Genomic DNA, 22,636 nt, shown 5'->3' on the forward strand with positions numbered 1-22,636 from the left:
GCCCAGGGTCACGAGCCGCGACGTCCGCGCCGGTCGGAGACCTGGACCAGGGGGAAGCTCATCGCCAGGGTGGTGGGTGCATCCTCGGTCGGCGCCCGGTAGGTGACGTCACCGCCGTGTCGCCCGGCGATCTCGCGCACGAAGTAGAGCCCGAGCCCCGTGCCGCCCGAGTCGCCGACTGCGAACCGCTCGAAGAGCCGGGGCTCCAGGTCCGCCGGGACCCCGGGCCCGCCATCGGTGACCCGGATCGAGATCGCGTCTCCGACCTCGCCCACGAGGCAGACCGGTGCTCGACCGTGACGGACCGCGTTGTCCAGGAGGTTGTCGAGCGCCTGCCCGAGCCGGACGGAGTCCCCTTCGAACACACCCTCACGCGCGATCTCCGTCTCGACGTGGATGTCGACGCCCGCCGCCTGAGCCCGACCGGCGGCGCTGCGCAGCAGATCGGTCAGCGAGACCTCCTCCAGGTGCAGCGGCAGCGGGTCGCCGGTCGCGGCCGCCGCCATCGACATGTCGCTGGCAAGCCGACGCAGGCGGGTCGCCCCACTGCGGATCGCCCGCAGGAACTCGTCACGATCGCCGGTCGACAGCTCGTCCCACGACGCGCGCAGTACGCTCGCGGACCCGTCGATCACCGCCGTCGGCGTGCGCAGCTCGTGGGCCGTCATCGACAGGAGGTGGTCGCGCTGGTCGGCGAAGTCGCGCCGTTCCTCATCGAGCTCGCGCTGCCGGGTCTGGTCGCGGGTCACCTTCGCGAACGCCACGTGCTGCCCGGCCTCGTCGTAGACCGGCGTGATGACGACCATCGCCCAGAAGCGGCTGCCGTCCTTGCGCAACCGCCAACCCTCCTCCGCGTGGCTCCCGTCGCGCAGCGCCAGCTCGAGGTTGCGCTCGGGATGCTGGGCGTCCTGCTCCTCGCGGGGGTAGAAGACCCGGAAGTGTTGGCCCACGATCTCGCTCGACGTATAGCCCTTGATCCGCTGGGCGCCGGAGTTCCAGCTGATCACCGTGCCCTCGAGGTCGAGCAGGAAGATCGCGTACTCCTCGACCGCCGTCACGAGGCGGCGGAAGTTCTCCTCGCTGCGCCGCAGGTCGCTCTCGACGGCTCGCTGGGCGGTGACGTCCTGCACCTGGGCGAAGACATAGAGGACGTGGTGGCGCGAGTCGCGGATCGGAGCCAGGGTCGCGCGCACGAACCGGGCTCCCTCGACGCCTGGCGGAGAGGGCACCTCGTGCTCCATGGCCCGCAGATCCGCTCCGCGGGAGCAGATCGCCTCCAGATGACGGTCGAGCTCGTCGCCGCGACCGACGGTGAGGCGGCCGTAGTCGACGCCGATGAGGTCGTACGGCGAGCACGACATCAGCGCGGCCAGCGCTCGGTTGGCTCTGACGATGGACCCGCTCGAGGTCACGGTCGCCATCCCGATCTCGGCCCTGTCGAAGAGCTCGCGGAACTGCTGCACGTGCTCGTGGAGCACCGCCCGCTCCTCGGCGTGCACCGGGTGCTCGGGCACCGCCCGCGGACGCGTGGGCACGACGGGTCCGTCCCTTGGCACCGCCGACTCGACGACCCGCATCAGCCGCTCGGGGAGGTCCTCGATCAGCAGCGACTTCTCGACGAAGTCGGCGGCGCCCAGCTCGCGTGCGCGAGCCGCTAGACCGGGCTCCTCGAAGCCGGTGAACATGACCACCTTGGTCTCGGGACTGATCGCGAGGATCGCCGGAAGCGCCTCGATGCCGTCGACCTTCGGCATGCTGGTGTCCAGGAGCAGGAGGTCGGGCTGGTGCCGGAGCGCCAGGACGATCGCCTCATCGCCGTCGCCGCCCTCGCCGACAATCTCGAAGCCCGACGCCTCCAGCAGACGGCGGATGACCGCGCGAACCTCCCGAGAGTCGTCGACCAGGACGACGCAGGGTCGCGGCAGTTCCGACACGAGGACGCACCTCCTTGTTCTCGGTCTAGTTCCCCGGATCGCGCCGAACATGTCCGCACCGGGCGCCCGGTGTCTGCGTGCGCGCCTACGCTCACGCCCATGATCACCCATGCAGCGACGCACACCCTGGCGCGGATCACGACACAGGCGACTCGGGGCTGAGGTGCGCCCGCTCCACTACGACCACAGCACCGCGGTCGAGCTGCTGCTGGAGCAGACCACGGAGTTCGTCCGGGCGGCCGGGTCGTTCTCGGAGTACGACCTGCTCGGCGCCTCGCTCGTCCACGGATGGAGCCGACTCGACGTCGTCGTCCACGTGCGCGCGGGGCTCGAGGAGATGGTCGGCGTCTGCGCCGCCCTGGTCGACGACGCGCCGGACCACGACGCCGCGTCGTACTGGTCCTCGTTCGCGGACGTCGACGACGGCCCCGATGCGGCCGTGCCGGCGATCCTGTGGATGCGGCGCACCGCTGCGGCGTACCAGCGGCCGTCGGGGGCGCTGCGACACCTCACCGACGTGGTGGGCACCGGCCGGCTCGCGCTGGCCCGGATGCCGGACCACGCGGTGCTGTTCCAGGCCAAGGCGATGACCAGCGGTGACTTCCTGGCGACCTGGGTGGTCGAGCTCGCCGTCCATCAGCTCGACCTGGGCGCTGACGCCGGCCACCCGACCGCGGGTTCCCTGGGCGTCGTACGCCGGACCGTCGAGGCCCTGGCCGACGCCGACCTCCCCGCCGACTGGGACGACGAGGAGGCGGCGTTGGTCGCACTCGGTCGACGCCCGCTCCCCGAGGGAGCGGGCCACCTGGCAGGAGCGCTGCCGCTCTCTCTCTAGGCCCCTGCGTCCTCGGCGAGCTGCTGGGCCAGGCCGACGACGTGCCCCTGGGGGTCGGCGATCAGCGCGAAGGACACGCCGGGGACGCGCACCGGCTCCTGGACCACGCGGCCGCCGAGGCGGGTGGTCTCGGCGATCGAGGCTGCCATGTCGTCGACGCCCACGAAGAACGTGACCAGGTCGCCGTCGCCCTGGAGCGGGCTGATCGCGGTGTAGAGCGCGTCCGGCACACCGGTGTCGACGAACGTGTAGCCGGGGTAGGCGCCTTCGGTCGGGTAGGTCCAGCCGAACAGCGAGCCGAAGAACGCCCGCGTGGCGTCGGGGTCGCTGGACCGGATCTCTGCGTGGACGACGGGGTGCGGGCTCATGCTCGGCCTTCCGCTCGGTGGCCACCCGTCGGGCGGCCTCTGTCTGCATGACGTGCGAGGTCGACACAAATCGACGGGTGTCCGAAGCTGGCCGGCACGGGCCGTCGTACCGGTGTCGGACGACGTTCCTCCTCGCCCGGTCGTCCCATGCGTCACAGGGTTCCTGGCCTCTCCTTGCACTTCTTGGGGGTTGCAGCCCCCAAGAAGTGCCAAATCCCCCGCTCCAGCGGGGGATTTGGCAGCCAGGCACCCAGGAGGGGGGAGGGGGCGTCGCCGGCCCTGCTGCCACCCTCGGCGGTCGACGCAGGACACAAATCCGAGCCGAGAGGGTGCGAAGCGACGCGAACCTCGTACACTGGGCTCCTCGGCACCGTTGCATGGCCGACCGATCCGGTCCCCCACGCAGTGGCCAGGTGTCCGCCGTCCGGGCGCGACACGGCCGAGGGGGCCCGTTCGCAGCGGTTCGGGCCGTCGAGATCAGGACCGCCGGTGACGGTGGGGGCCGGACGACGAACTCTCGTCGCCGGTGTCGGGGATTCGCGCTTGAGGAAGAGAGCGGCTGGTTGGCCACACAGCGTCGTCGCCGGTCCGGGAACACCCGGTCGGGGCAGCAGCGCGGCTCGGGAAACCGCGTTCGCAACCGTGACAACGAGGGCATCATCCCGGTGCTCGCGATGGCGGTGCGCGAGGTCGAGCGCGCCGTGGCGAGCCGGCAGCTGACCTCGGGACAGCGCGCGCGCTTCCAGGCCTCGGCCCTGCTGGCCAGGGCCGAGCGTGCCCACGTCCGCAACGACGACTCCCTGACCCAGGCGCAGCGTGAGACGCAGCTGAAGCGGCTCGAGGGGCTGGCGACGATCCTCGCCCAGATCGCCACCCGTGAGCCGTCGTTGTTCGCGCTCCTCCAGGAGGACGCCGACGTCTCGGACGCCACGCGTCGTCTCGAGCGGGAGATGCAGCGCCAGGCGGGGATCGAGGTCGAGGACGAGCCGGAGCCCGAGCCGTCCCCGTTCTCCGGGGTGGGCCGCGACCGCACCGCGCTTCCCCAGTCGGTCGTCCAGGCCCAGCTCGCCAACCCGTTCCTGGTGCCCGACTTCAGCCAGGCACCGCCCCGTGTGCACGGCTACCTCGCCGGGTGGGAGCTGATCGAGCCGCTGCTGAACTCCTTCGAGCAGGCCGCCCCCGGCTCGCCCGCGAGCATGGAGCTGCCCGACGCGCGCCCGGTGCTGCTGCCTCCGGGGCTGGACCTGATGGCCCACCAGGCCAGGCTGGTCGCGTCGGTCGCCGACGGCCATCGCAGCTTCCTGCTCGCCGACGAGCCGGGCCTGGGCAAGACCGCCCAGGCGCTCCTCGCGGCCCAGACCGCGGGCGCGTTCCCGCTGCTCGCGATCGTCCCGAACGTCGTGAAGACCAACTGGGCGCGAGAGGCCCAGATGTGGACGCCGAGCCGCAGCGTCACCGTCGTCCATGGCGACGGCGAGGACGTCGACGGCTTCGCCGACATCGTGGTCGTCAACTACGAGGTGCTCGACCGCCACGTCCGCTGGATGGGTGAGCACGGCTTCCGTGGTCTGGTCGTCGACGAGGCGCACTACATCAAGAACAAGAAGTCGCAGCGCTCGCAGAACGTCCTCGAGGTCTCAGACCGCATCCGGCAGCGCGTCGCGCGGCCGCTGCTGATGGCGCTGACCGGCACCCCGCTGATCAACGACATCGACGACTTCCGGGCCATCTGGCAGATGCTGGGCTGGATCGAGGAGAAGAAGCCCGGCGTCGCACTCATGGCGGCGCTGGAGGAGACCGGCCTCACGCCGGCCGACCACCCCTTCTACCCCGCCGCCCGCCAGGCCGTCGTCGACCTCGGCATCGTGCGCCGGCGCAAGGTCGACGTCGCCGCGGACATCCCGGCACGACGGATCGCCGACCTGCCGGTCGAGCTCGAGGGAGCGGTGGGCCGCTCCATCCGCGAGGCCGGGCAGCAGCTGGCCAAGCGGCTCGTCGGCCGGTACGACGCCGCTCTCGAGCACCGCAGAGCCGGTATGTCGGTGCTCGGCGAGGACGGCATCGACCACGAGCTGGTGCACCGGGTGGCCGAGCGCGAGGTCGCCGAGGGCTCGGAGGCACGCAGCAGCGGAGACGGGGCGGGCGACAACGTCTTCACCATGGTGCGCAAGATCGGCCAGGCCAAGGCCGAGCTCGCCACCGACTACGCCGTCCAGCTGGCGCGCAGCACCGGCAAGGTCGTGTTCTTCGCCAAGCACCTCGACGTCATGGACACCGCCGAGGCGATCTTCGCCCGCCGCGGTGTCGGGTCGACGTCCATCCGTGGCGACCAGACGCGCGTCGCACGCGACAAGGCGATCGACTCGTTCGTCAACGACCCCGGCACCCAGGTCATCGTCTGCTCGCTGACCGCGGCCGGCGTGGGCATCAACCTCCAGGTGGCGTCCAACGTCGTCCTGGCCGAGCTCTCCTGGACCAACGCCGAGCAGACACAGGCCATCGACCGGGTCCACCGGATCGGTCAGACCATGCCGGTCACGGCCTGGCGGATCATCGCCGCGCAGACCATCGACGCCAAGATCGCCGAGCTGATCGACAGCAAGGCCGGGCTGGCGGCTCGGGCCCTCGACGGTGCCGACGAGGAGTCGACCTCGACCGTCGACGTCCAGGTCGAGACCCTGGCCGCCATCCTCACCGAGGCGCTTCAGGCCCGGTGACGCCGAAGCGGGAGCTCTCCGCTTCGGCGTTTCACCAGGTGTGTGTCAGCGCTTGCCGCTGCTGAACGACGCGGCGCTGTGGCTGCGGCCGGAGGTGGTGCGAGCAGGAGCCCGACGAGGCGCACCGGATGCCGGCTTCTGCTGCGTCGACTCCGCCGAGGGACGGCGCCCGCCGCCGGCCGAGCCGCGCTGACCCGAGCCGCTGCGACGCCGGTTGCGTCCGCGCCCACCGCCGCCTCCGGATCCGCCCCTGGAACCGCCTCTGGAACCGCCTCTTGATCCGGCTCTTGATCCGCCTCGGGATCCGGTCGCCGCGGACTCGGCATCCGCAGCGGGCAGGATGCCGGCGACCAGGGTGCGCTCGCCGGGAGCGAGCTCGAGCAGCACCGGGTGCGTGGCGCCCTGGATCCGCGTCGTGGTCGGCTTGATGCCGGCGGCGCGGGTCAGGTCACGGACGTCGCGCACCTGCTCGGAGGTCATCAGGGTGACCACGGTGCCGGCGTTGCCGGCGCGCGCCGTGCGTCCGGAGCGGTGCAGGTAGGCCTTGTGCTCGGCCGGCGGGTCGGCGTGCACCACCAGGGACACGTCGTCGACGTGGATGCCGCGGGCCGCGATGTCGGTGGCGACGAGGGCCGCGACCTTCCCGGAGTGGAAAGCCTCCATGTTTCTTGTCCGCGCACCCTGGCCGAGGTTGCCGTGCAGCTCGACGGTCGGGACGCCGCTCTTGTTGAGCTGGCGGGCGAGTGCCTTGGCGCCGTACTTGGTGCGGGTGAAGACCACCGTGCGCCCCGGGGCGCTGGCCAGGTCGACCAGCACCGGCAGGCGGTGCTCGCGGTCGACGTGCAGCACGTGGTGGGTCATCTCGGCCACCGGCGACTGGGCCGAGTCGGCCTGGTGGGTGACCGGGTCGACGAGGAACTGCTTGACCAGGGTGTCGATGGCCTTGTCGAGGGTGGCCGAGAACAGCAGCCGCTGGCCCTTCTTGGGCGTGCGGGCGAGGAGCCGGCGTACGCCGGGCAGGAAGCCGAGGTCGGCCATGTGGTCGGCCTCGTCGAGCACGGTGACCTGGACGTCGTCCAGGGAGCAGTGGCCCTGGCCGATCAGGTCCTCGAGCCGGCCGGGGCAGGCGACGACGATGTCGACGCCGCGGCGCAGCGCGTTGACCTGGGGCTGCTGGCCGACTCCGCCGAAGACGGTGCGGCTGGTGAGCCCGGCCGCGGCGGCGAGTGGCGCGAGGGCGGCGTCGATCTGGCCGACCAGCTCGCGGGTCGGCGCCAGGATCAGGGCCCGCGGAGCGCTGCGTCGCGGACGACCACCGTCGGCGAGCCGGGCCACCAGGGGCAGCAGGAACGCGTAGGTCTTGCCGGAGCCGGTGCGGCCGCGGCCGAGCACGTCGCGACCCGCCAGGGAGTCGGGCAGGGTGGCGGCCTGGATGGGTGTGGGGGTCTCGATGCCCTGACGGGCAAGGACCGAGGACAGGCGTGCAGGCACGCCCAGAGACTGGAACGAAGACAAAGGAAAGCCGAATCTGTGTGGTGTCTCACCGAAGCCGGGAGCCGACGTGGTCGTCGGGCGGCTACGCACGGAGCAGGTATGAGCTACGACATGCGGACAATTCGCGGCGAGAGCTCGACGAACTGATGCCACCAGCCTACCCGAGGTATGCCGTCCCGCGCGCATCGACGCACGAGCTGCCTCACCCACCCGACGAGGGCGCCAGGACGATGTCGAAGTCGATCCGGGCCCACGGGCCGACCACCGCACGGCCGTCTGGGGTCGGCGTGGTCGGCAGCTGCTGGTGGACGTCGACGACCAGCGAGTCGCGCACCCCGAAGACACTGTCGGAGTCCAGGTAGGCGTCGCCACGCGGGAAGACGTGGGTCACCAGGGTCCGGTGTCCGGGCGCCTCGACCATCAGGTGCAGATGGGAGGCGCGCATGGGCGAGCGACCGGTCAGGCGAAGGAGCTCGCCGACCGGTCCGTCGTCCGGGATCGGGTACGGCGTGGGGGTCACCGCCCAGAAGCGGTAGCGGCCGCGGCCGTCGCTGTGCAGATGCCCCCGCCCGGTGACCCGGTCGTCGGCGTACTGCACGTCGTACCTGCCGTCGGCGTCGGCCTCCCAGACCTCGACCCGCGCGCCACCGACCGGGGATCCCCCCGTGTCGCGCACCGTGCCTTCCACCCAGCAGGGCTCTCCGGGTGCGCCGTGCGCGACGTCTCCGCCGAGGCCGACCTCCGGCGATCCCTCGACGAAGAAGGGGCCGAACACCGTCGCCTCCGTGGCGTCGGCGTACGCCTGGTTGTTGACCGTGATCGTCTGCATCGACGCACCGAGGACGTCGGAGAGCAGGATGAACTCCTGTCGCCGGTCGTCGGTGATGTGGCCGACAGCGGTCAGGAAGTCGACGGCCTGCTTCCACTCCTGCTCGGTCAGCCGGGTCTCGCGCAGGAAGCCGTGCAGGTGACGGGTGAGGGCCTCGACGAGCTCGCGGGTGCGCGGGTCCGGGGTGCCCGCGAACGACGCGACGACCCGCTCGACCAGCGCGGACTCGCGCTCCTGCTGCTCCGCCGGGATCTCACTCATGCTCGGTGCCCGCTCTCCGTGGCAAGGCGGCAGGAGCCCGCCTCTCGTCCCTGTCCTCCTGCGCGACGCGCCTCACGATGGCTCCTTCCCCTCCCACGCGGCGTGCAGCAGGGCCGCGACGCGCTCGGCGTTGACCGGCACCGGGTTGTCCGACGACGCAGCCGCCACGATCGGGCCCACGGCGCGGGGCAGGTCGTCCTCGGCCAGCCCCAGGTCTCGCAGCGAGCGCGGTGCCCCCAGCTCGTCGTCCAGGGCGAGCAGGCCGGCCAGTGCGGAGTCCGCGGCGAAAGCGTGCGCCATCCGCCGGTCGAGCTCGGGCACGGCGGGTGCGTTCAGCGCGAGCACGTGCGGGAGCACGACCGCATGGGTCTGCGCGTGCGGGAGCCCGAAGAGTCCGCCCAGCACGTGGCAGATCTTGTGGTGCAGTCCGGAGCCGGCCGAGGCGAAGGCGACGGCGGCCAGGTAGGCCCCCAGCAGCGCCTGCTCGCGACCGCCGACCTCCGTCGGCTCCTCGACGACCCGCGGAAGGCCGGTGCGCAGGGTCCGGATCCCCTCCAGCGCGAGTGTCTGGTCGATCGGGTCGACGGTCGGTCCCCACATCGCGTCGACGCAGTGAGCCACGGCGTTGAGGCCGGACGCGACGCTCAGCGCGACGGGGAGGCCGAGCGTGAGGCTCGCGTCGTACACCACGGCGCGGGGGAGCACGTCCGGGTCGGTCCCGGTCGTCTTCCCGTCGTGGTCGGTCATCCCCCACACGGCGGTGGCCTCCGAGCCGGCGTACGTCGTGGGGACGGCGACGATCGGCAGGCCCGTGGAGAGTGCGACGGCCTTGGCGAGACCGGTGGCGGAGCCGCCACCGACGCACACCAGCGCGTCGGCGTGGTGCTCCGCGGCCACCGTGCGGGCGCGGTCCGCGGTCGCGACCGGGACGTGCATGGCGACCTCGGTGTGACAGACGACGACGGGCACGCCGGCCAGCACCGGCTGGGCCCGGGCCGGGTGGGAGGCGACGGCCATCACCCGGGTCGCGCCCAGGCGTCGTACCTCCTCGGCCGTCGCCTCCGCCGCGGCACCCGTCGCGAACCGCACTCGTTGCTCGGGCCATGCGTGGGCGAACTGCACGAGTCCTTGGTATCGCACCCGACCACCCCTTGGGGAGACCCGGGTCAGCCGATCTCGGCGTGACGAAGGGCCGGGTCGGCGTTGTCGGGGGTGACCAGCGGGCGGCCGGGGGGGCGACCGATCGCGAGGGCGGTCAGGGCACCCAGCAGCGAGATCGCGGCTGCCGTCACCAATGCGGGCTCGTACCCCGACAGCGTGGCGGCCGGTGTGGCCAGGGAGCCGTGCGCGTCGAAGACCGCCGTCACCACGGCGACCCCGGCCGCCTGTCCGACCTGCTGGACGGTGTTCAGCACCCCCGCGGCGCGCCCCAGCAGCGCGGGCGGTGCCGCGTTCAGCCCGGCGGCTGACGCCGACGGCAGCGCCATCGAGATCCCCACGCCTGCCACGACGAACGGGACGACGAACGCGCCGTACGTCGCGTGGTCGTGCGCCTCGTGGAGGAGCCACACGAACCCGACGGCCTGGAGCGCGAGACCGGGAGCGGCCAGGGCGCGCGCGCCGATCCGGTCCACCAGCCGTCCGGCGAGCGGCGCGACGACCAGCGGCGTCATCGTCCAGGGCAGGAAGCCCACACCGGCGGCCAGCGGGGAGTCGCCGCGCGAGACCTGGAAGAACTCGCTGGTGAGGTACGCCGTGGCGAAGATCGAGGCGGCCATCAGGAACTGCGTGGAGGCCGCCGCGGAGAACACCTGCGACCTGAACAGCGCGAGGGGCACCATCGGCTCGGGGGCGACCGCCTGCCACGCCACGAACGCCCCGAGCAGGACGGCACCGGCGACGAGCGCGACCAGGACCTCACCCGAGCCCCAGCCGGAGTCGGGCGCGCGCAGCACGCCCCAGACCAGCGCGGCCATGGCGCCCGAGGCGGTCACGATCCCCAGCGGGTCGAGCCGGGTGCGCGGCCCGTAGGTCACCGGCAGGGTCCGCAGCACGGCGACCGCCGCGGCGAGGCCGAGCGGGACGTTGACCCAGAAGATCCAGTGCCAGTCCAGTCCCTCGGTGACCGCTCCCCCGACCAGCGGCCCCGAGGCCACGCCGAGGCCGGCGACGCCTCCCCAGATGCCGACCACGGCTCCGCGCCGCTCGGCAGCGAACGACGAGGTCAGCAGGGTGAGCCCGAGCGGCATCACCACGGCGGCGCCCAGCCCCTGGACCGCGCGGAACGCGATCAGCAGTCCGAGCCCGGGAGCCAGGGCACACGCCGCCGACGCCAGGCTGAACAGCACGAGCCCCGCGGCGTACATCCGCGCGCGTCCCAGACGGTCACCCAGCGCGGAGGCGGCGATGATGCCCGCGGCGAAGGTCAGGGCGTAGGCGTTGATGATCCATGGCAGCGAGCCGCCCCCTCCGCCGAGATCGGCATGGATCGAGGGCAGGGCGGTGACCACGACGAGCGCGTCGAGCGTCACCAGCAGGTAGGCGCCGGCCGTGAGCAGCACGGTCAGGCGCGTCGTCGATGGGTGCTCCTTCGAGGACATCACAGCTCCTTCTCCCGTCGGGACCAGGTGGCACCGGCGTACGACAGGAGAGACGGCGGGTACGCCGGGAACTGGGCCGGCGCCGACCGCCCAGTTCGGTCGCGCGCCGTCGTCCACATCTCCAGCGGCTCTGTCGGCGGGCTGCGAGAGGGTCTGAGGAGAAGCGAAGGTGAGGACATGGAGATCGACGAGGCTGACCGGATGGCGCTGGCCCGCGCCGGAGACGAGGAGGCGTTCCGCGGGCTCGTCGCGCCGTACCGGCATGAGCTGCTGGTGCACTGCTACCGCGTCCTGGGCTCGCTCCAGGATGCCGAGGACGCGCTTCAGGAGACGCTGCTCTCGGCCTGGCGAGGGCTGGGCGGCTTCGAGGAGCGGTCGTCGGTGCGCACCTGGCTGTACCGCATCGCGACCAACCGGAGCCTCGACGCGGTGCGCGCCACGGCCCGTCGGGGGCCGCAGGTGAGCCCGACGGTGAACGGCGTCGCCGCCCCCGAGCCGACGAGGTACGGCGAGGTGCCCTGGCTCACGCCGTACCCCGACGACCTGCTCGAGGTGGCCGACCCGGCTCCCGGCCCGGAGGCGATCGTCGAGCAGCACGAGGCGACGTCGCTGGCGTTCGTGACCGCGCTCCAGCTGCTGCCGCCTCGCCAGCGCGCGGCGCTGCTGCTGCGCGACGTCCTGGGGTACCGCGCGGCGGAGGCCGCCGAGATCCTGGACACCACCGTGGAGTCGGTGACCAGCGCGCTCAAGCGGGCGCGGGCGAGGCTCGAGGCCGACCCGATCCTGGTCGAGCAGCGGGCCCAGGCTCCGGGGCCGGAGCCGGGCTCTGCCCAGGAGCGGCGACTGGTCGCGGCGTACGTCGAGGCGTTCTCGGCCCACGCCGTGACCAAGCTGGTCGAGATCCTCAGCGACGACGTCTGGCTCCGGATGCCGCCGCTCCCCTACGAGTACCACGGGCGCGACGCTGCGATCGCCTTCTTCGCCGCCATCGTCCATCCCCACGGGCGCACCCTGAGGTTCGTCCACACCCGGGCCAACGGCTGCCCCGCCAGCGGGATGTACACGCTCGACCCCGTCACCGACACCTGGCGGGCCAACGGGCTCCTCGTCGTGAGCTTCGCCGGTGACCGGGTCAGCGAGGTCACCCGGTTCGAGACGGGGGTGATGGCGAGCTTCGGGCTGCCACGGATCCTGACCTGAGGGCCTCGACGACACCTGGCTGGCGCCCTGGCTAGGCTCGCCGACGTGACCGGGCTCCAGATCGTGCTGGGCGCGGTCTGCGCGGTTCTGCTGGTCTGGCTAGTCGTGCTGATCGTCGCCGACCGGCTGCCCAACGACTATCTCTACGCGGCGCTGGCCCTGGTCGAGGTCGGGCTGGTCGCCCAGCTCGTGGTCGGGCTCGTGATGGTCGGCGGTGACCACGGCGGGGTCAACGTCGCGGCCTACGTCGGCTACCTCGTCGGGTCGGTGCTGATCCTGCCGGCCGGGTTCCTCTGGTCTGCCGGCGAGCGGACCCGGGCCGGCACCGGCGTGCTGCTGGTGGCGGTGTTCGTCATCCCCGTGCTGTTCCTGCGCCTGCACCAGCTGTGGGGGGCCACGTGAGCAGCTCCACCCGCACCGGGCTCGGCCGGGTGCTGGTCTTCGTCTATGGCCTGTTCGCCCTGGCCGCGACCGCCCGCGCGCTGGTCCAGCTGGCGACGCAGGCCTCGAAGGCACCCGTCGCCTACTCGCTGTCGCTGTTCTCCGGCGTCGTCTACATCCTGGCCACCTGGGCGCTGGCGACCGAGCACCGGCGGTTCGCCCTGGCCACGATCTGCGTCGAGCTGAGCGGCGTCCTGGTCATCGGCACCCTCAGCCACCCCTCCGACATCGACCGGGCGAGCGTCTGGTCCGACTACGGAAGCGGCTACGGCTTCGTCCCGCTGGTGCTCCCCCTGGTCGGTCTCTGGTGGCTCCGGCGCCTTGCCCGCCAACGCTGACCCGGGCTCGTTGAGTTGGCCCTCCGGGCTCGTTGAGTTGGCGTCAGAGGACCTTGGTGCCGTACATCTCGCCTAGCGGGTCGGCGAGGAGCTCGAGGCGGGCGCCGTCGGGGTCGCGGAAGTAGATGGACTTCTCGCTCTCCACGACGTACTCGACGCCGGCCGCGTCGAGCTTGCCGCGCAGGTGCTGCCAGCGCTCCTCGGTGACCGAGATCGCGAGGTGGTGCAGGCCGCCGAGCACCTCGGCGTACGGACCGAGGTCGAGGCCCGGGAGGTCGAAGAACGCCAGCAGGTTGCCGTGACCGATGTCGAAGAAGAAGTGGTTGGAACCGGCGTAGTCGCGGTTCTCGAAGATCTCGGTGAGCGGGAACTCCAAGATCCCCTGGTAGAACTCGATCGTCGCGCGGACGTCGGAGCAGATCAGCGCGAAGTGGTGCAGCCCCCGGGCGCTGCTCTCCGGTCGGGCGCCGTCGTCAGCCAGGTGGTCGGCCTTGATCCGCTCGCGCTCGGCGTTGATGGCGTCCAGGTCGATGCTCATGTCGCTCCCCTCGGTGGAGTCACCATCATCCAGCCGCGGCTCGGGCAGCGCCAGGTCAGGTACGGCGTGCCGACCGGGCCCCGGCCTCGCGGACGTACAGCACCGAGAGGCCGTCCGTGCGCGACGCCAGCTCCTGGACCTCCAGCGCGGGCAGGTCGGCCACCAGGGTGCTGAGCTTGGCGTAGCCGAAGTTGCGCGAGTCGAAGGTCGGGTTCGTCTTCACGACGTAGGAGCCGACAGCCGACAGGGACGCCCAACCGTCGTCCTTGGCGTTCGCCTCGACCGCCGGCAGGAGGAGCTCGGTGAGCTGCCGGACCTGATCGTTCTTCGACGGCGCAGCCGCCTTCTTGGCCGGCGTCGCCTTCTTCACGGCCTTCCGCGCGGTCGCCTTCACCGCGCCCGTGGTGCTCGCCGGCGCCTCCGACGGCTCGGCCGCAGCCGCCTCGACACCCTCGCCGACGAGGACCTCGACGTAGGTGAACTGGTCGCAGGCGCTCTGGAAGGCGCGCGGCGTCTTGCGCGCGCCGATGCCGTGCACCTGCTTGCCGGACTCGCGCAGCCGCATCGCGATCCGGGTGAAGTCGCTGTCGCTGGTGACCAGACAGAAGGTGTCGACGGTGCCGGCGTAGAGCAGGTCCATGGCGTCGATCACCAGCGAGAAGTCGGTGGAGTTCTTGCCGACCGTGTACGCGAACTGCTGGATCGGCTGGATGGCGTACTCCGGCAGCTTGTCGCGCCAGCCGTCCAGATGGCTGTCGGTCCAGTCCCCGTAGCCGCGCTTGATCCCGAGCGTGCCGTGCTTGGCGGCCTCGGCGAGGATGGCGCGCACCCAGCGGTGGCTCATGTTGTCGCAGTCGATGAGCACCGCCACGCGTCCGTCGTCGGTCATCGGGCCTCCTGGTCTCGGGGTGGGAAGACCACCAGGGCGCGGCCGCCCTCGCCACGCCGCATCCGGTCGAACGCCGCGGGGACGTCGGCCAGGGTGATCCGGTCGGTGATCGTGCCAGCGAGGTCGAGCCGGCCCGCGGCGACGTGCTCGAGCAGGCCGGCGATGTCGCGGCGGGGGTCGCTGTTGCCGTAGACGCTGCTCACCAGCGTCCGCGAGAAGTGGAACAGCTCCAGCGGGTTGAACCTCACCTCGTGGTCCGGCGACCCGACGCCGACGACCACGCAGGTGCCCCCGCGCCGGGTGGCGCTCCAGGCCTGGCGGATCGTGACCGCCGAGCCGACGCACTCCAAGGCCCGGTCGACGCCGCGCCCGTCGGTCATGGCGCGGACCTGCCGCACCAGACCGGCCGACGCCACCAGGAAGTCCGTCGCCCCCGCTGCCCGCGCCAGCGGCTCCTTGGACTCCGCGATGTCGGTGGCCAGGATCTTCCGCGCGCCCGCCAGCCGGGCGCCGGCGACGGCCGAGAGCCCGACGCCGCCCAGGCCGACCACCAGCACGGAGTCGCCGGGCTGCACGCGCGCGGCGTTGCCGGCCGCACCGACGCCGGTCAGGATCGCGCACCCGAGCAGAGCCGCCTCCGCGAGAGGCACGTCGTCCGGCAGGGGTACGACGGCCCGGCCGGGCACGACCACCTCCTCGGCCATCGCGCCGAGCCCGAGGCAGGCCTGGTAGGTCGTGCCGTCGGCGAGCCTCCCTCCCGGCGTACCGGTGCTTCCCTCGACCGTCGAGCACAGCCAGGGCTCGCCGTGCTCGCAGTGCCAGCACGAGTCGCAGGGGACCGCCCAGTTGAGCACCACGTGTCGGCCCACCGGCACACCCGCGCTCGGACCCGCCTCGGTGACGACGCCCGACGCCTCGTGACCGAGCACGAGCGGGTACGACGGCCGCAGGGTGCCGTCGACCATGGACAGGTCGGAGTGACACACGCCCACCCCCGCCACCTCGACCCGGACGTCGCCGGGACCCAGCGCGGGCAGCTCGACGTCCTGCACCTCCAGCACTCCGGGGCGCGTGGCGACGAGGGCCGAGGTCATGACGCGACCCTACGGCCGCGGACGAGTGTCACGTGCTGGAGGTAGTCGAAGGCGCGCACCACCAGGGCGTCGACCCCGTGGCCCGTGGTGGGCCCCGCCGCGACCTCCTCGTCGAGCACCGTGAGCGTCGCGGCCGGAACCGTCCCGGCAGCGCGCGCCGCCGCGACGCCCACCTCGGCCGCCGTCCGCACCGCTGCCGGGTCGAAGGTGAAGATCGACTCGAACGCTCGCCCGCCCGCAGGCAGCGGCCCGAAGCCCTCGCCCGCAACGCCTCGCGAGGTCCACCGCCAAACGGGCGGCGTCTGTCACGATCGCGACAGGACAAGAGAAAGGTGGAACCCCGTGCACCCTCTCCCTCAGCGCCTGGCCGCCGAGTTCTTCGGCACCTTCTGGCTGGTCTTCGGTGGCTGCGGCGCCGCCGTCTTCGCCGGCGCCCACATCGGGTACTTCGGCATCGCCCTCGCTTTCGGCCTGACCGTCTTGACCATGGCCTACGCCGTGGGGCACATCTCGGGCGGGCACTTCAACCCCGCGATCAGCGTCGGCCTCGCGATGGGCAGGCGCTTCGACTGGAAGGACGTCCCGTCCTACGTCGTCACCCAGGTCGCCGCGGCGATCGTCGCGGCGTTCGGGCTGTGGGTGATGGCCCACGGCCGCTCGGGCTTCGACTCGACGACCTCCGGCTTCGCCAGCAACGGCTATGGCGACCGCTCACCCGACGGGTACGCGTGGTGGTCGGTGCTGCTGGTCGAGCTGGTGCTGACGGCATTCTTCCTCTACGTGATCCTCGGAGTCACCGACACCCGCGCACCCAAGGGCTTCGCGCCGATGGCGATCGGACTGGCACTGACCCTGATCCACCTGATCAGCATCCCGGTCTCCAACACCTCGGTGAACCCGGCCCGCTCGATCGGGCCCGCCCTGTTCGCCGGCGGCACCGCGATCGGCCAGCTCTGGCTGTTCATCCTGGCCCCGCTGGTCGGCGCCCTGATCGCCGGCGCGACGTACGCCACGCTCTTCGGCAGCGGCGACGAGCCGGTCGCCCTCGAGCTCGCCACCGAGGGCTGACCGCTCCGCCTCACCGGGTTGTGTGGAGCAGGCCCACGCCCGATCGGATTCGGGAACGCTGGGCGCACGTCGAGATCGACGTGCGCCGTCTTTGCCGCCAGTTCGGCCCGAGACCGCCCGATCGCCAGCGGCCTCGCGTGGACCGGTCCGGGAAGGTCCGCTGGACCGACTGTCAGTGGGATCTCCCGAACGGCACGACCCCCGTGCTCGAGGTCGACGGGGCCTTCCGCGTCGACGTCATGCAGTGGGGGAGCCGACATCCAGCGGGCACGGTCGACCACCGGCCGGGACCGCATCGTCGTGCGCTGCACGGCGTTCGAGCTGCGAAGCAAGTCCGACGACGTCGCCCCCGACCTGCTCGCCTCGGCGTCCCCCGCGCAGCCTGAACCGTCGCTCCGCTTCACCGGGCAGCTCGGGTCAGGTCAGGAAGAGCAGGGGCTGCTCGAGAAGCCGGGCGAGGTGGGCCAGCCAACGCGCCGCGACGGTGCCGCCGATGCGGGATGCGTCGCAGGCCAGGACCAGGGTCATCACGGTCCCCGGCACCACGGCGCCGTTCTCGACCACGGGCTGCTCGCGCAGGGCTCCCACGGTCAAGATCGCGGGATGACCGGCGGTGGCGTCGAGCACGGCCTCGCCCGCGCCGTCGGCGCCGAGGTCGACGATGGTCACCGCGGCGGGCTCGAGCTCGGCAGAGGCCAGGCGGCCGGCCCGTGCCCGGGCATCGACATCGGCCAACGTCGTGGTCAAGGAGCTCACCGTCATCAGGTTGGCCACCCGCACCACCGGCGCGACCGGGCCCGCGTCGGTCCAGCGCAGCAGGGCGACGTCCGACGGCGACGGGACGTCGGTGCGCAGCGGAAGCCGCCGGCTGGTGAGTGCCACGGCCTTGACCACGAGCGAGATCAGGGACACCGTCTCGACCTCGGTGAACACGGCGCTCAGCTGATCGGCCCGCACCAGCTCGCGCACCTGCACCTGACGTGGGGCCGCCACCGGCGTGCCGGCCGTGGGGCGCGCGTCGGAGGACAGGACGGCACCCAGCACGGCCTCGGCGACGGTGTCGGCCCAGTCGACCATCTTGCGTATGACGACCGGGTGGCCGAGCGGGTCGGTCGACGCGGCTGCCACGAGCTCCTCGGCAGCCGGGAGCTCGGCCGTGACGGCTTCGGCAACGGGCGACTCGTCGGCGTGCGCCCGCTCGTCGGCGGCCCGCTCCGTGGCGACCTGGGCGACGACCGCCTGCTTCTGGGCCTCGTCGGGGTCGGTATCTACGGCGATCGGAGTCTCGGCGATCGGAGTCTCGGCGATCGTGGCCTCGGCGGCCGGCGGCTGCTCGGCGAGGACCTTGCCGTCCGGCGTCGCCTCGAGGGGTGGCCAGGTCGTGGCGTAGAGCGGGTCGCCGGGGCGGACCGGGCGCAGGTGGACCTGCGCATCGGTCGACTCCGGAGCCACCGCCAGCCCGAGCTCGACCATGAGTTGCTCGACGTCCCCGATGACCTCCCCGGGCGCACCCAGCACGGCCAGCGGCGCGCCGGGCTGGACCCGGTCGCCGGGCTCGACCAGGGGCTTGATCAGCACTCCGGGCTCGGCCACCTCGATGCTCACCAACGAGGTGTCGGTCTCGACGGTGGCGATGCTCTGGGCGCCGGCGAAGTCACCGGACTCCCTCACCAGCCAGGCCGTGAGCGTGGCGACCGTCGGGTCGTCGGCCACCTCTGGCATGCGCAACACCCGCGCCACGGCGTCCCCCCAAGGACTGGTCATGCCCGGGCGCCTGATCCACGGCCCCCCATGGCAACGTCAGGCGCTGTCGTCGATTCGCAACCTAGCCCACCGAGGTACCCTCCACCACGCACCAAGGCAGTTCATCGCTGTCGTGTCGCGAGGAGATTTCCGGTGCCCACACCCGCGCGCCAGCTGTGCGCCCTGCTCCACGACGGCCACGTCCTGGCCGACGACTCCGGTCGCCTTCCGGCCTTCGAGACCGAACGGCGCCTCACCGCCCTCGTGCCGCGCGCCGCCGCCGCGGGCGATGACACGGCGGTGCTCGTCGCGCCCCAGCTCCAGGTGCAGGCCGACCCGGTCGTGCTGCTCTCGGTCTTCGCGCCCCGCGGCGAGCGGGCGCCAGGTCGCTGGGTGCCCCCCGGCCAGCTGGCCGAGGAGGCCGCCGTCGTCGACGCTTTGACCGAGGTCGACGCCATCGCCCGCGGTCGAGCGGAGGCTCCCCCACGACGCCCGGACTGGTTCCGCACGACGTGGTACGGCGAGGTGGAGGCCTGGGTCGACCGCATGCTCACCGACGGACGACGACGCACCGGGCCGGCGCGGGCGCGGAAGGTGTGGAGCATGTCCGCAGTGGTCGAGGCGCCCTGTGACTCCGGGCCGGTGTGGCTCAAGGCCTCCGCCGCCCACTTCCAGGCCGAGCCCGCGCTCACCCGGTTGGTGTCCGAGCTGGCACCCGAGCATGCGCCGCGCGTCATCGCGACTGATGCCGATCGGGGATGGTTGCTGACCGAGAACATCCCAGGAGCCGACGAGGACGCGGCACCCACGGGCGTCGGACCGCTGACGGCCCGAGCGGCGGTGGCGATACAGCAGCGCTCCCTGGAGCGGCGAGCCGCGATCGACGCCACGGGCGTCCCTCTGCGCGACCTGGGGAGGACCGCAGGCGCGCTCGACGCGATCCTGGACGACGGGATCGAGCTCGGCCAGCTCACCCGGGCCGAGCTCGCGGGCGCGCGGGCCGCACGCCACGACGCCCACGCGCTCCTGGAACGGCTGGCGTCGCTGGGCATCCCCGACACGCTCGTCCACGGCGACCTGCACACCGGCAACGTCGCCCACCACGACGCCTCGCTGGTGCTCTACGACTGGAGCGACGCGTGCGTGTCCCACCCGTTCCTGGATGCCGTGCAGCTGGGCCAGCGCCTGCCCGACGAGGAGCGCGCGGCGACCGAGTCGGCCTTCGCCGACGCGTGGCGCACGTCGTACCCCGGCGTCGACACGACGTTGGCGCTCGAGCTCGCCGTGCGGGCGAACACGCTGTTCCAGCTGGTGACGTTCGAGCAGATCTACCGGGCGCAGGAGGCCGCGTCCTACTGGGAGATGAGCGGAGTCGTCGCCCGCTGGCTGCGCGAGCTGCCGTCGCTCCTGACCTAGTGTCGTGCGCACCAGGCCGCGGACTGTCAGGATCACGGGCGTGACACCAGGACCGGCCCAGGACGAGGTACGCCGCCTGATCGAGCGCATCGAGGAGCACGACGCGCGCGTTCGCGCGCTCAGTGCGGTCAACCCGCACGCGTCTGCGGACGCCGAGACCCTCGACCGAGAGAGCGCCGCCGGACACCGGCGCTCGCCGCTGCACGGCCGCGCCGTTCTGGTCAAGGACAACGTCGACACCGCGGGGCTCGCCTCCACGGCAGGGTCGCTGGCCCTGGCCGACGCACCGCCGCTGCGGGACGCCGCGCTGGTGCGCCGCCTGCGCGACGCCGGCATGGTGGTGCTCGGCAAGACCAACCTCAGCGAGTGGGCGAACATCCGCGACGGGCGATCGACGTCGGGCTGGAGCGCGCACGGCGGCCTGACGCGCAACCCCTACGCCCTCAACCGCACGGCGTGGGGATCGAGCTCGGGCAGCGGCGCGGCGATCGCCGCCGGGTTCGCGGCGTACGCCGTCGGGACCGAGACCGACGGCTCGATCACCGCGCCCGCGGCGGCCTGCGGACTGGTGGGTCTCAAGCCGACAGTCGGGTTGGTCCCCACCGAGGGAGTCGTGCCGATCTCCTGGACCCAGGACTCTCCGGGCCCGATGGCGCTGACCGTGGCCGACGCCGCCGCCCTGCTCGACGCGATGGCCGGCACCAGCATCGCCCCGGGGCTTGCGGCCGAGCCGGAGGGCGGCCTGCGGGGACGACGGGTCGGCGTACCCCGCGACCTGTGGGGAGGGAGCCCGGCCACCGACGCCGCCGCGGAGCGCGCGCTCTCGGCGCTGTCCGGGGCGGGAGCGGTCGTGGTCGACTCGCTATCGCTACCCACCCTGAAGGACCTCGACGGCGAGGCCGAGCTGACCGTGCTCCTGGTCGAGCTCAAGGTCGCGCTCGGTCGCTACCTCGCCGCGCGCGGCGGGTCGGTCACCTCGCTGGCCGACGTGATCGCCTTCAACCGGGAACACTCCGACGAGGAGCTTCTCTGGTTCGGGCAAAGTCTCCTGGAGCAGGCCGAGCAGACCGAGGGCGTGGCGTCCTCGGAGTACCTCGCCAGTGTCGGAGCCTGCGCCGCCGCGGGCGTGGCCGAGCTGGACCGGGTGCTCGGCGAGCACCAGCTGGATGCCCTGCTGGTCCCGACGATGGCGCCCGCTCCACCCATCGACCTCGTCAACGGCGACCCAGGCGGGGAGGGCCCCGGCGCGAGCACCTCGAGTGCGCTCGCGGGTGCGCCGATCCTGACCGTGCCGATGGAGCTCGCGAAGGGACTGCCGGTAGCGGTCTCGATGTGGGGTGCGCGTGGCAGCGACGCGACGCTGCTCGAGCTGGGCCTGGCCCTCGAGTCCGCGCGAGACCGGACCACGGGCCCGCTGCCCCCTCCGACGTTCGCGGAATGGGTCTGACGGTCTCCGGGTTGGACCCAGCATGACCGAAACCACCGCTGTCCCCCACGTGCTCGGCGTGCTCCGGGCCTCCCACGAGCGCCTCGGCGCCGCCATCGCCGAGATCGGCGAGGGCGACCTGACCCGACAGTCCTACGACGACGAGTGGTCGGTCGCGGATGTCGCCTCGCACCTCGGCTCCGGCACCGAGATCTTCGGGCACTACCTGGAGGCCGGGACACAGGGCGAGCCCGCACCCGGCAGCGAGCTGAACCAGCCCATCTGGGATGCCTGGAACGCCAAGGCTCCGGCCGACCAGGCGCGCGACAGCCTGGCGGTCAACGCGGGCTTCCTCGAGGCGGTCGACTCGCTGAGCGACGAGCAGCGGTCGGCCTGGCAGCTCGAGCTGTTCGGGATGGACCTGGGTCTCGAGGGGTTCCTGCGGATGCGGCTCGGTGAGCACGCCATCCACACATGGGACGTGGCCGTCGTCCTCGACCCGGCCGCGACCCTGCCGGACGACGCGGCGGCGCTGGTGGCCGACGGCTTGTCGATGGTGGCCGGCTGGGCGGGCAAGGGGTCGGAGGAGTCGGTGTCGGTCGAGGTGCGCACCACCTCGCCGGAGCGCGCCTACCACCTCGACGTCTCGCCCGCGGGCGTCTCGCTCTCACCCTCGCTGGACGACACGTCGTCCGAGGCGACGCTGACGCTGCCGACCGAGGCGTTCGTCCGCCTGGTCTACGGCCGGCTCGACCCCGACCACACACCCGCATCGGTGTCGGCGTCGGGCGTGGACCTGGACCGCCTGCGCGCGACCTTCCCCGGCCTGTAGGCCCTCCCCGGGCTATCCCGGGGGAGGACTCAGACGCTCGCGGAGCCCCGCGGCGAGGCCTGCGACCGTGCCGGCGTCGAGGAGCTCACCGGCGGTGGTGGCGAGCCGCTTGCGTCGTACCGGGGCGAGCCGCAGGCGGAGCTGGACGTGGGTCGCGGGTCCCGTGGGCGCGTCGTACGCCGTGAGGACGATCGCCCAGGAGCCGAGCGTGCGGCCGCGCTGGGTGGTGTGCACCAGAGCGTCCGGGGGCTCGAGGATCGCCACGGTGAACGTCTCGCGGCGCCCGCCCCAGTCGGGGATCACCGAGCCGACCCGGAGCAGCTGGAGCGACGGCTCGATGCGGCGCAGCGCCCGGCGCTTCGAGGGCACCAGCCGCTCGACGTTCGCCGGGAGGTACCAGCCGGCGCGCCTCTTGCCGAGCTGGACGAACCACGGCCAGACCTCCTCCGGCGCCGCGGCGAGGTCGAACGAGCGGTCCATGACGACGTCCGCGCGCGGCACGAGCTCGTCGCCCGGCAGCGCCCGAGCGACGTCCTCAGCGGAGGCGTCGACCGACCCGAACACACGTCCTCCTCACGCCGTCGTCCCACGCGTCACAGGGTTCCTGGCCTCT

At 72.6% G+C, this 22,636-nt stretch carries 21 protein-coding genes; 9 read left to right on the forward strand and 12 right to left on the reverse strand.

Annotated features, from left to right (window positions below; translation table 11 throughout):
- Positions 1–8: 8 nt before the first annotated feature.
- The gene (locus VHW64_RS05565) at positions 9–1,934 is read right to left on the reverse strand and encodes a PAS domain S-box protein (protein WP_329649522.1); all 1,926 of its coding nucleotides are present in this window, start codon (positions 1,932–1,934) and stop codon (positions 9–11) included.
- 163 nt (positions 1,935–2,097) lie between these two features.
- Here VHW64_RS05565 and VHW64_RS05570 point away from each other — a divergent pair, with 163 nt between their 5' ends.
- A complete protein-coding gene (locus tag VHW64_RS05570; RefSeq protein ID WP_329649523.1) occupies positions 2,098–2,769 on the forward strand; it encodes a maleylpyruvate isomerase N-terminal domain-containing protein in 672 nt (223 codons plus the stop codon).
- On the opposite strand, the gene VHW64_RS05575 is transcribed toward VHW64_RS05570, so the two are convergent.
- Positions 2,766–3,137, reverse strand: a complete 372-nt coding sequence (locus VHW64_RS05575) for a VOC family protein (protein WP_329649524.1) — start codon at positions 3,135–3,137, stop codon at positions 2,766–2,768. The genes VHW64_RS05570 and VHW64_RS05575 overlap by 4 nt on opposite strands.
- A 563-nt stretch (positions 3,138–3,700) precedes the next feature.
- Between VHW64_RS05575 and VHW64_RS05580 the strand changes: the two genes are divergently transcribed.
- Positions 3,701–5,854: a DEAD/DEAH box helicase gene (locus tag VHW64_RS05580; protein WP_329649525.1), complete on the forward strand. Its 2,154-nt coding sequence runs from the start codon at positions 3,701–3,703 to the stop codon at positions 5,852–5,854.
- A 45-nt stretch (positions 5,855–5,899) separates the two neighbouring features.
- Here the strand turns inward: VHW64_RS05580 and VHW64_RS05585 are convergent, their stop codons facing one another.
- The 4 genes from VHW64_RS05585 to VHW64_RS05600 form a co-directional block, all read right to left on the reverse strand.
- Positions 5,900–7,345 (reverse strand): DEAD/DEAH box helicase, encoded by a 1,446-nt coding sequence (locus VHW64_RS05585; RefSeq protein WP_329649526.1) that lies wholly within the window; start codon positions 7,343–7,345, stop codon positions 5,900–5,902.
- A gap of 205 nt (positions 7,346–7,550) precedes the next feature.
- Positions 7,551–8,438, reverse strand: coding sequence for a dioxygenase (locus VHW64_RS05590; RefSeq protein WP_329649527.1), 888 nt, complete (start codon positions 8,436–8,438; stop codon positions 7,551–7,553).
- Positions 8,439–8,510: 72 nt separating this feature from the next.
- Positions 8,511–9,560, reverse strand: a complete 1,050-nt coding sequence (locus tag VHW64_RS05595) for a maleylacetate reductase (RefSeq protein ID WP_329649528.1) — start codon at positions 9,558–9,560, stop codon at positions 8,511–8,513.
- A 44-nt stretch (positions 9,561–9,604) separates the two neighbouring features.
- Complete coding sequence (locus VHW64_RS05600; protein ID WP_329649529.1) at positions 9,605–11,038, reverse strand: DHA2 family efflux MFS transporter permease subunit; 1,434 nt, start codon at positions 11,036–11,038, stop codon at positions 9,605–9,607.
- Between the two features lie 177 nt (positions 11,039–11,215).
- Between VHW64_RS05600 and VHW64_RS05605 the strand changes: the two genes are divergently transcribed.
- From VHW64_RS05605 to VHW64_RS05615, 3 genes are read left to right on the forward strand one after another with little or no spacing between them, the layout of a single operon-like run.
- The gene (locus VHW64_RS05605; protein WP_329649530.1) at positions 11,216–12,238 is read left to right on the forward strand and encodes an RNA polymerase subunit sigma-70; all 1,023 of its coding nucleotides are present in this window, start codon (positions 11,216–11,218) and stop codon (positions 12,236–12,238) included.
- A gap of 45 nt (positions 12,239–12,283) precedes the next feature.
- The gene (locus VHW64_RS05610; protein WP_329649531.1) at positions 12,284–12,640 is read left to right on the forward strand and encodes a hypothetical protein; all 357 of its coding nucleotides are present in this window, start codon (positions 12,284–12,286) and stop codon (positions 12,638–12,640) included.
- Positions 12,637–13,017, forward strand: coding sequence for a hypothetical protein (locus tag VHW64_RS05615; RefSeq protein ID WP_329649532.1), 381 nt, complete (start codon positions 12,637–12,639; stop codon positions 13,015–13,017). Before VHW64_RS05610 ends, VHW64_RS05615 begins: the two co-directional genes overlap by 4 nt.
- A 43-nt stretch (positions 13,018–13,060) precedes the next feature.
- Here the strand turns inward: VHW64_RS05615 and VHW64_RS05620 are convergent, their stop codons facing one another.
- From VHW64_RS05620 to VHW64_RS05635, 4 genes are read right to left on the reverse strand one after another with little or no spacing between them, the layout of a single operon-like run.
- The gene (locus VHW64_RS05620) at positions 13,061–13,555 is read right to left on the reverse strand and encodes a VOC family protein (protein ID WP_329649533.1); all 495 of its coding nucleotides are present in this window, start codon (positions 13,553–13,555) and stop codon (positions 13,061–13,063) included.
- Positions 13,556–13,610: 55 nt separating this feature from the next.
- On the reverse strand, positions 13,611–14,444 hold the full coding sequence (locus VHW64_RS05625; RefSeq protein WP_329649534.1) for an NYN domain-containing protein: 834 nt from the start codon (positions 14,442–14,444) through the stop codon (positions 13,611–13,613).
- A complete protein-coding gene (locus VHW64_RS05630) occupies positions 14,441–15,538 on the reverse strand; it encodes a zinc-binding dehydrogenase (protein WP_329649535.1) in 1,098 nt (365 codons plus the stop codon). The genes VHW64_RS05625 and VHW64_RS05630 overlap by 4 nt, the downstream gene beginning before the upstream one ends.
- Positions 15,535–15,729 carry a hypothetical protein gene (locus tag VHW64_RS05635; RefSeq protein WP_329649536.1) on the reverse strand — a complete coding sequence of 65 codons (195 nt, stop codon included), beginning with the start codon at positions 15,727–15,729 and terminating at the stop codon, positions 15,535–15,537. The genes VHW64_RS05630 and VHW64_RS05635 overlap by 4 nt, the downstream gene beginning before the upstream one ends.
- Positions 15,730–15,880: 151 nt before the next feature.
- Between VHW64_RS05635 and aqpZ the strand changes: the two genes are divergently transcribed.
- Complete coding sequence (aqpZ, locus tag VHW64_RS05640) at positions 15,881–16,606, forward strand: aquaporin Z (RefSeq protein ID WP_329649537.1); 726 nt, start codon at positions 15,881–15,883, stop codon at positions 16,604–16,606.
- Positions 16,607–17,023: 417 nt separating this feature from the next.
- On the opposite strand, the gene VHW64_RS05645 is transcribed toward aqpZ, so the two are convergent.
- Positions 17,024–18,328, reverse strand: coding sequence for a 2-oxo acid dehydrogenase subunit E2 (locus tag VHW64_RS05645; RefSeq protein WP_329649538.1), 1,305 nt, complete (start codon positions 18,326–18,328; stop codon positions 17,024–17,026).
- 174 nt (positions 18,329–18,502) lie between these two features.
- Here VHW64_RS05645 and VHW64_RS05650 point away from each other — a divergent pair, with 174 nt between their 5' ends.
- From VHW64_RS05650 to VHW64_RS05660, 3 genes are read left to right on the forward strand one after another with little or no spacing between them, the layout of a single operon-like run.
- Positions 18,503–19,765, forward strand: coding sequence for an aminoglycoside phosphotransferase family protein (locus VHW64_RS05650; RefSeq protein WP_329649539.1), 1,263 nt, complete (start codon positions 18,503–18,505; stop codon positions 19,763–19,765).
- A 40-nt stretch (positions 19,766–19,805) separates the two neighbouring features.
- Positions 19,806–21,212 (forward strand): amidase family protein, encoded by a 1,407-nt coding sequence (locus VHW64_RS05655; RefSeq protein ID WP_329649540.1) that lies wholly within the window; start codon positions 19,806–19,808, stop codon positions 21,210–21,212.
- A gap of 22 nt (positions 21,213–21,234) precedes the next feature.
- A complete protein-coding gene (locus VHW64_RS05660) occupies positions 21,235–22,023 on the forward strand; it encodes a maleylpyruvate isomerase family mycothiol-dependent enzyme (protein WP_329649541.1) in 789 nt (262 codons plus the stop codon).
- Between the two features lie 12 nt (positions 22,024–22,035).
- Here the strand turns inward: VHW64_RS05660 and VHW64_RS05665 are convergent, their stop codons facing one another.
- Positions 22,036–22,587, reverse strand: a complete 552-nt coding sequence (locus VHW64_RS05665; RefSeq protein WP_329649542.1) for a hypothetical protein — start codon at positions 22,585–22,587, stop codon at positions 22,036–22,038.
- Positions 22,588–22,636: the final 49 nt, after the last annotated feature.

The sequence above is a fragment of the Nocardioides sp. genome (genome assembly GCF_036267815.1).
GTDB lineage: Bacteria > Actinomycetota > Actinomycetes > Propionibacteriales > Nocardioidaceae > Nocardioides.

Bases quoted from the DNA above. Each gene is read 5' to 3' on its own strand.
- VHW64_RS05620 (WP_329649533.1), bottom strand. From the start codon at position 13,555: ATGAGCATCGACCTGGACGCCATCAACGCCGAGCGCGAGCGGATCAAG.
- VHW64_RS05645 (WP_329649538.1), bottom strand. From the start codon at position 18,328: ATGCCAGAGGTGGCCGACGACCCGACGGTCGCCACGCTCACGGCCTGG.
- VHW64_RS05605 (WP_329649530.1), top strand. From the start codon at position 11,216: ATGGAGATCGACGAGGCTGACCGGATGGCGCTGGCCCGCGCCGGAGAC.
- VHW64_RS05625 (WP_329649534.1), bottom strand. From the start codon at position 14,444: ATGACCGACGACGGACGCGTGGCGGTGCTCATCGACTGCGACAACATG.
- VHW64_RS05630 (WP_329649535.1), bottom strand. From the start codon at position 15,538: ATGACCTCGGCCCTCGTCGCCACGCGCCCCGGAGTGCTGGAGGTGCAG.
- VHW64_RS05600 (WP_329649529.1), bottom strand. From the start codon at position 11,038: ATGTCCTCGAAGGAGCACCCATCGACGACGCGCCTGACCGTGCTGCTC.
- VHW64_RS05660 (WP_329649541.1), top strand. From the start codon at position 21,235: ATGACCGAAACCACCGCTGTCCCCCACGTGCTCGGCGTGCTCCGGGCC.
- VHW64_RS05590 (WP_329649527.1), bottom strand. From the start codon at position 8,438: ATGAGTGAGATCCCGGCGGAGCAGCAGGAGCGCGAGTCCGCGCTGGTC.
- VHW64_RS05575 (WP_329649524.1), bottom strand. From the start codon at position 3,137: ATGAGCCCGCACCCCGTCGTCCACGCAGAGATCCGGTCCAGCGACCCC.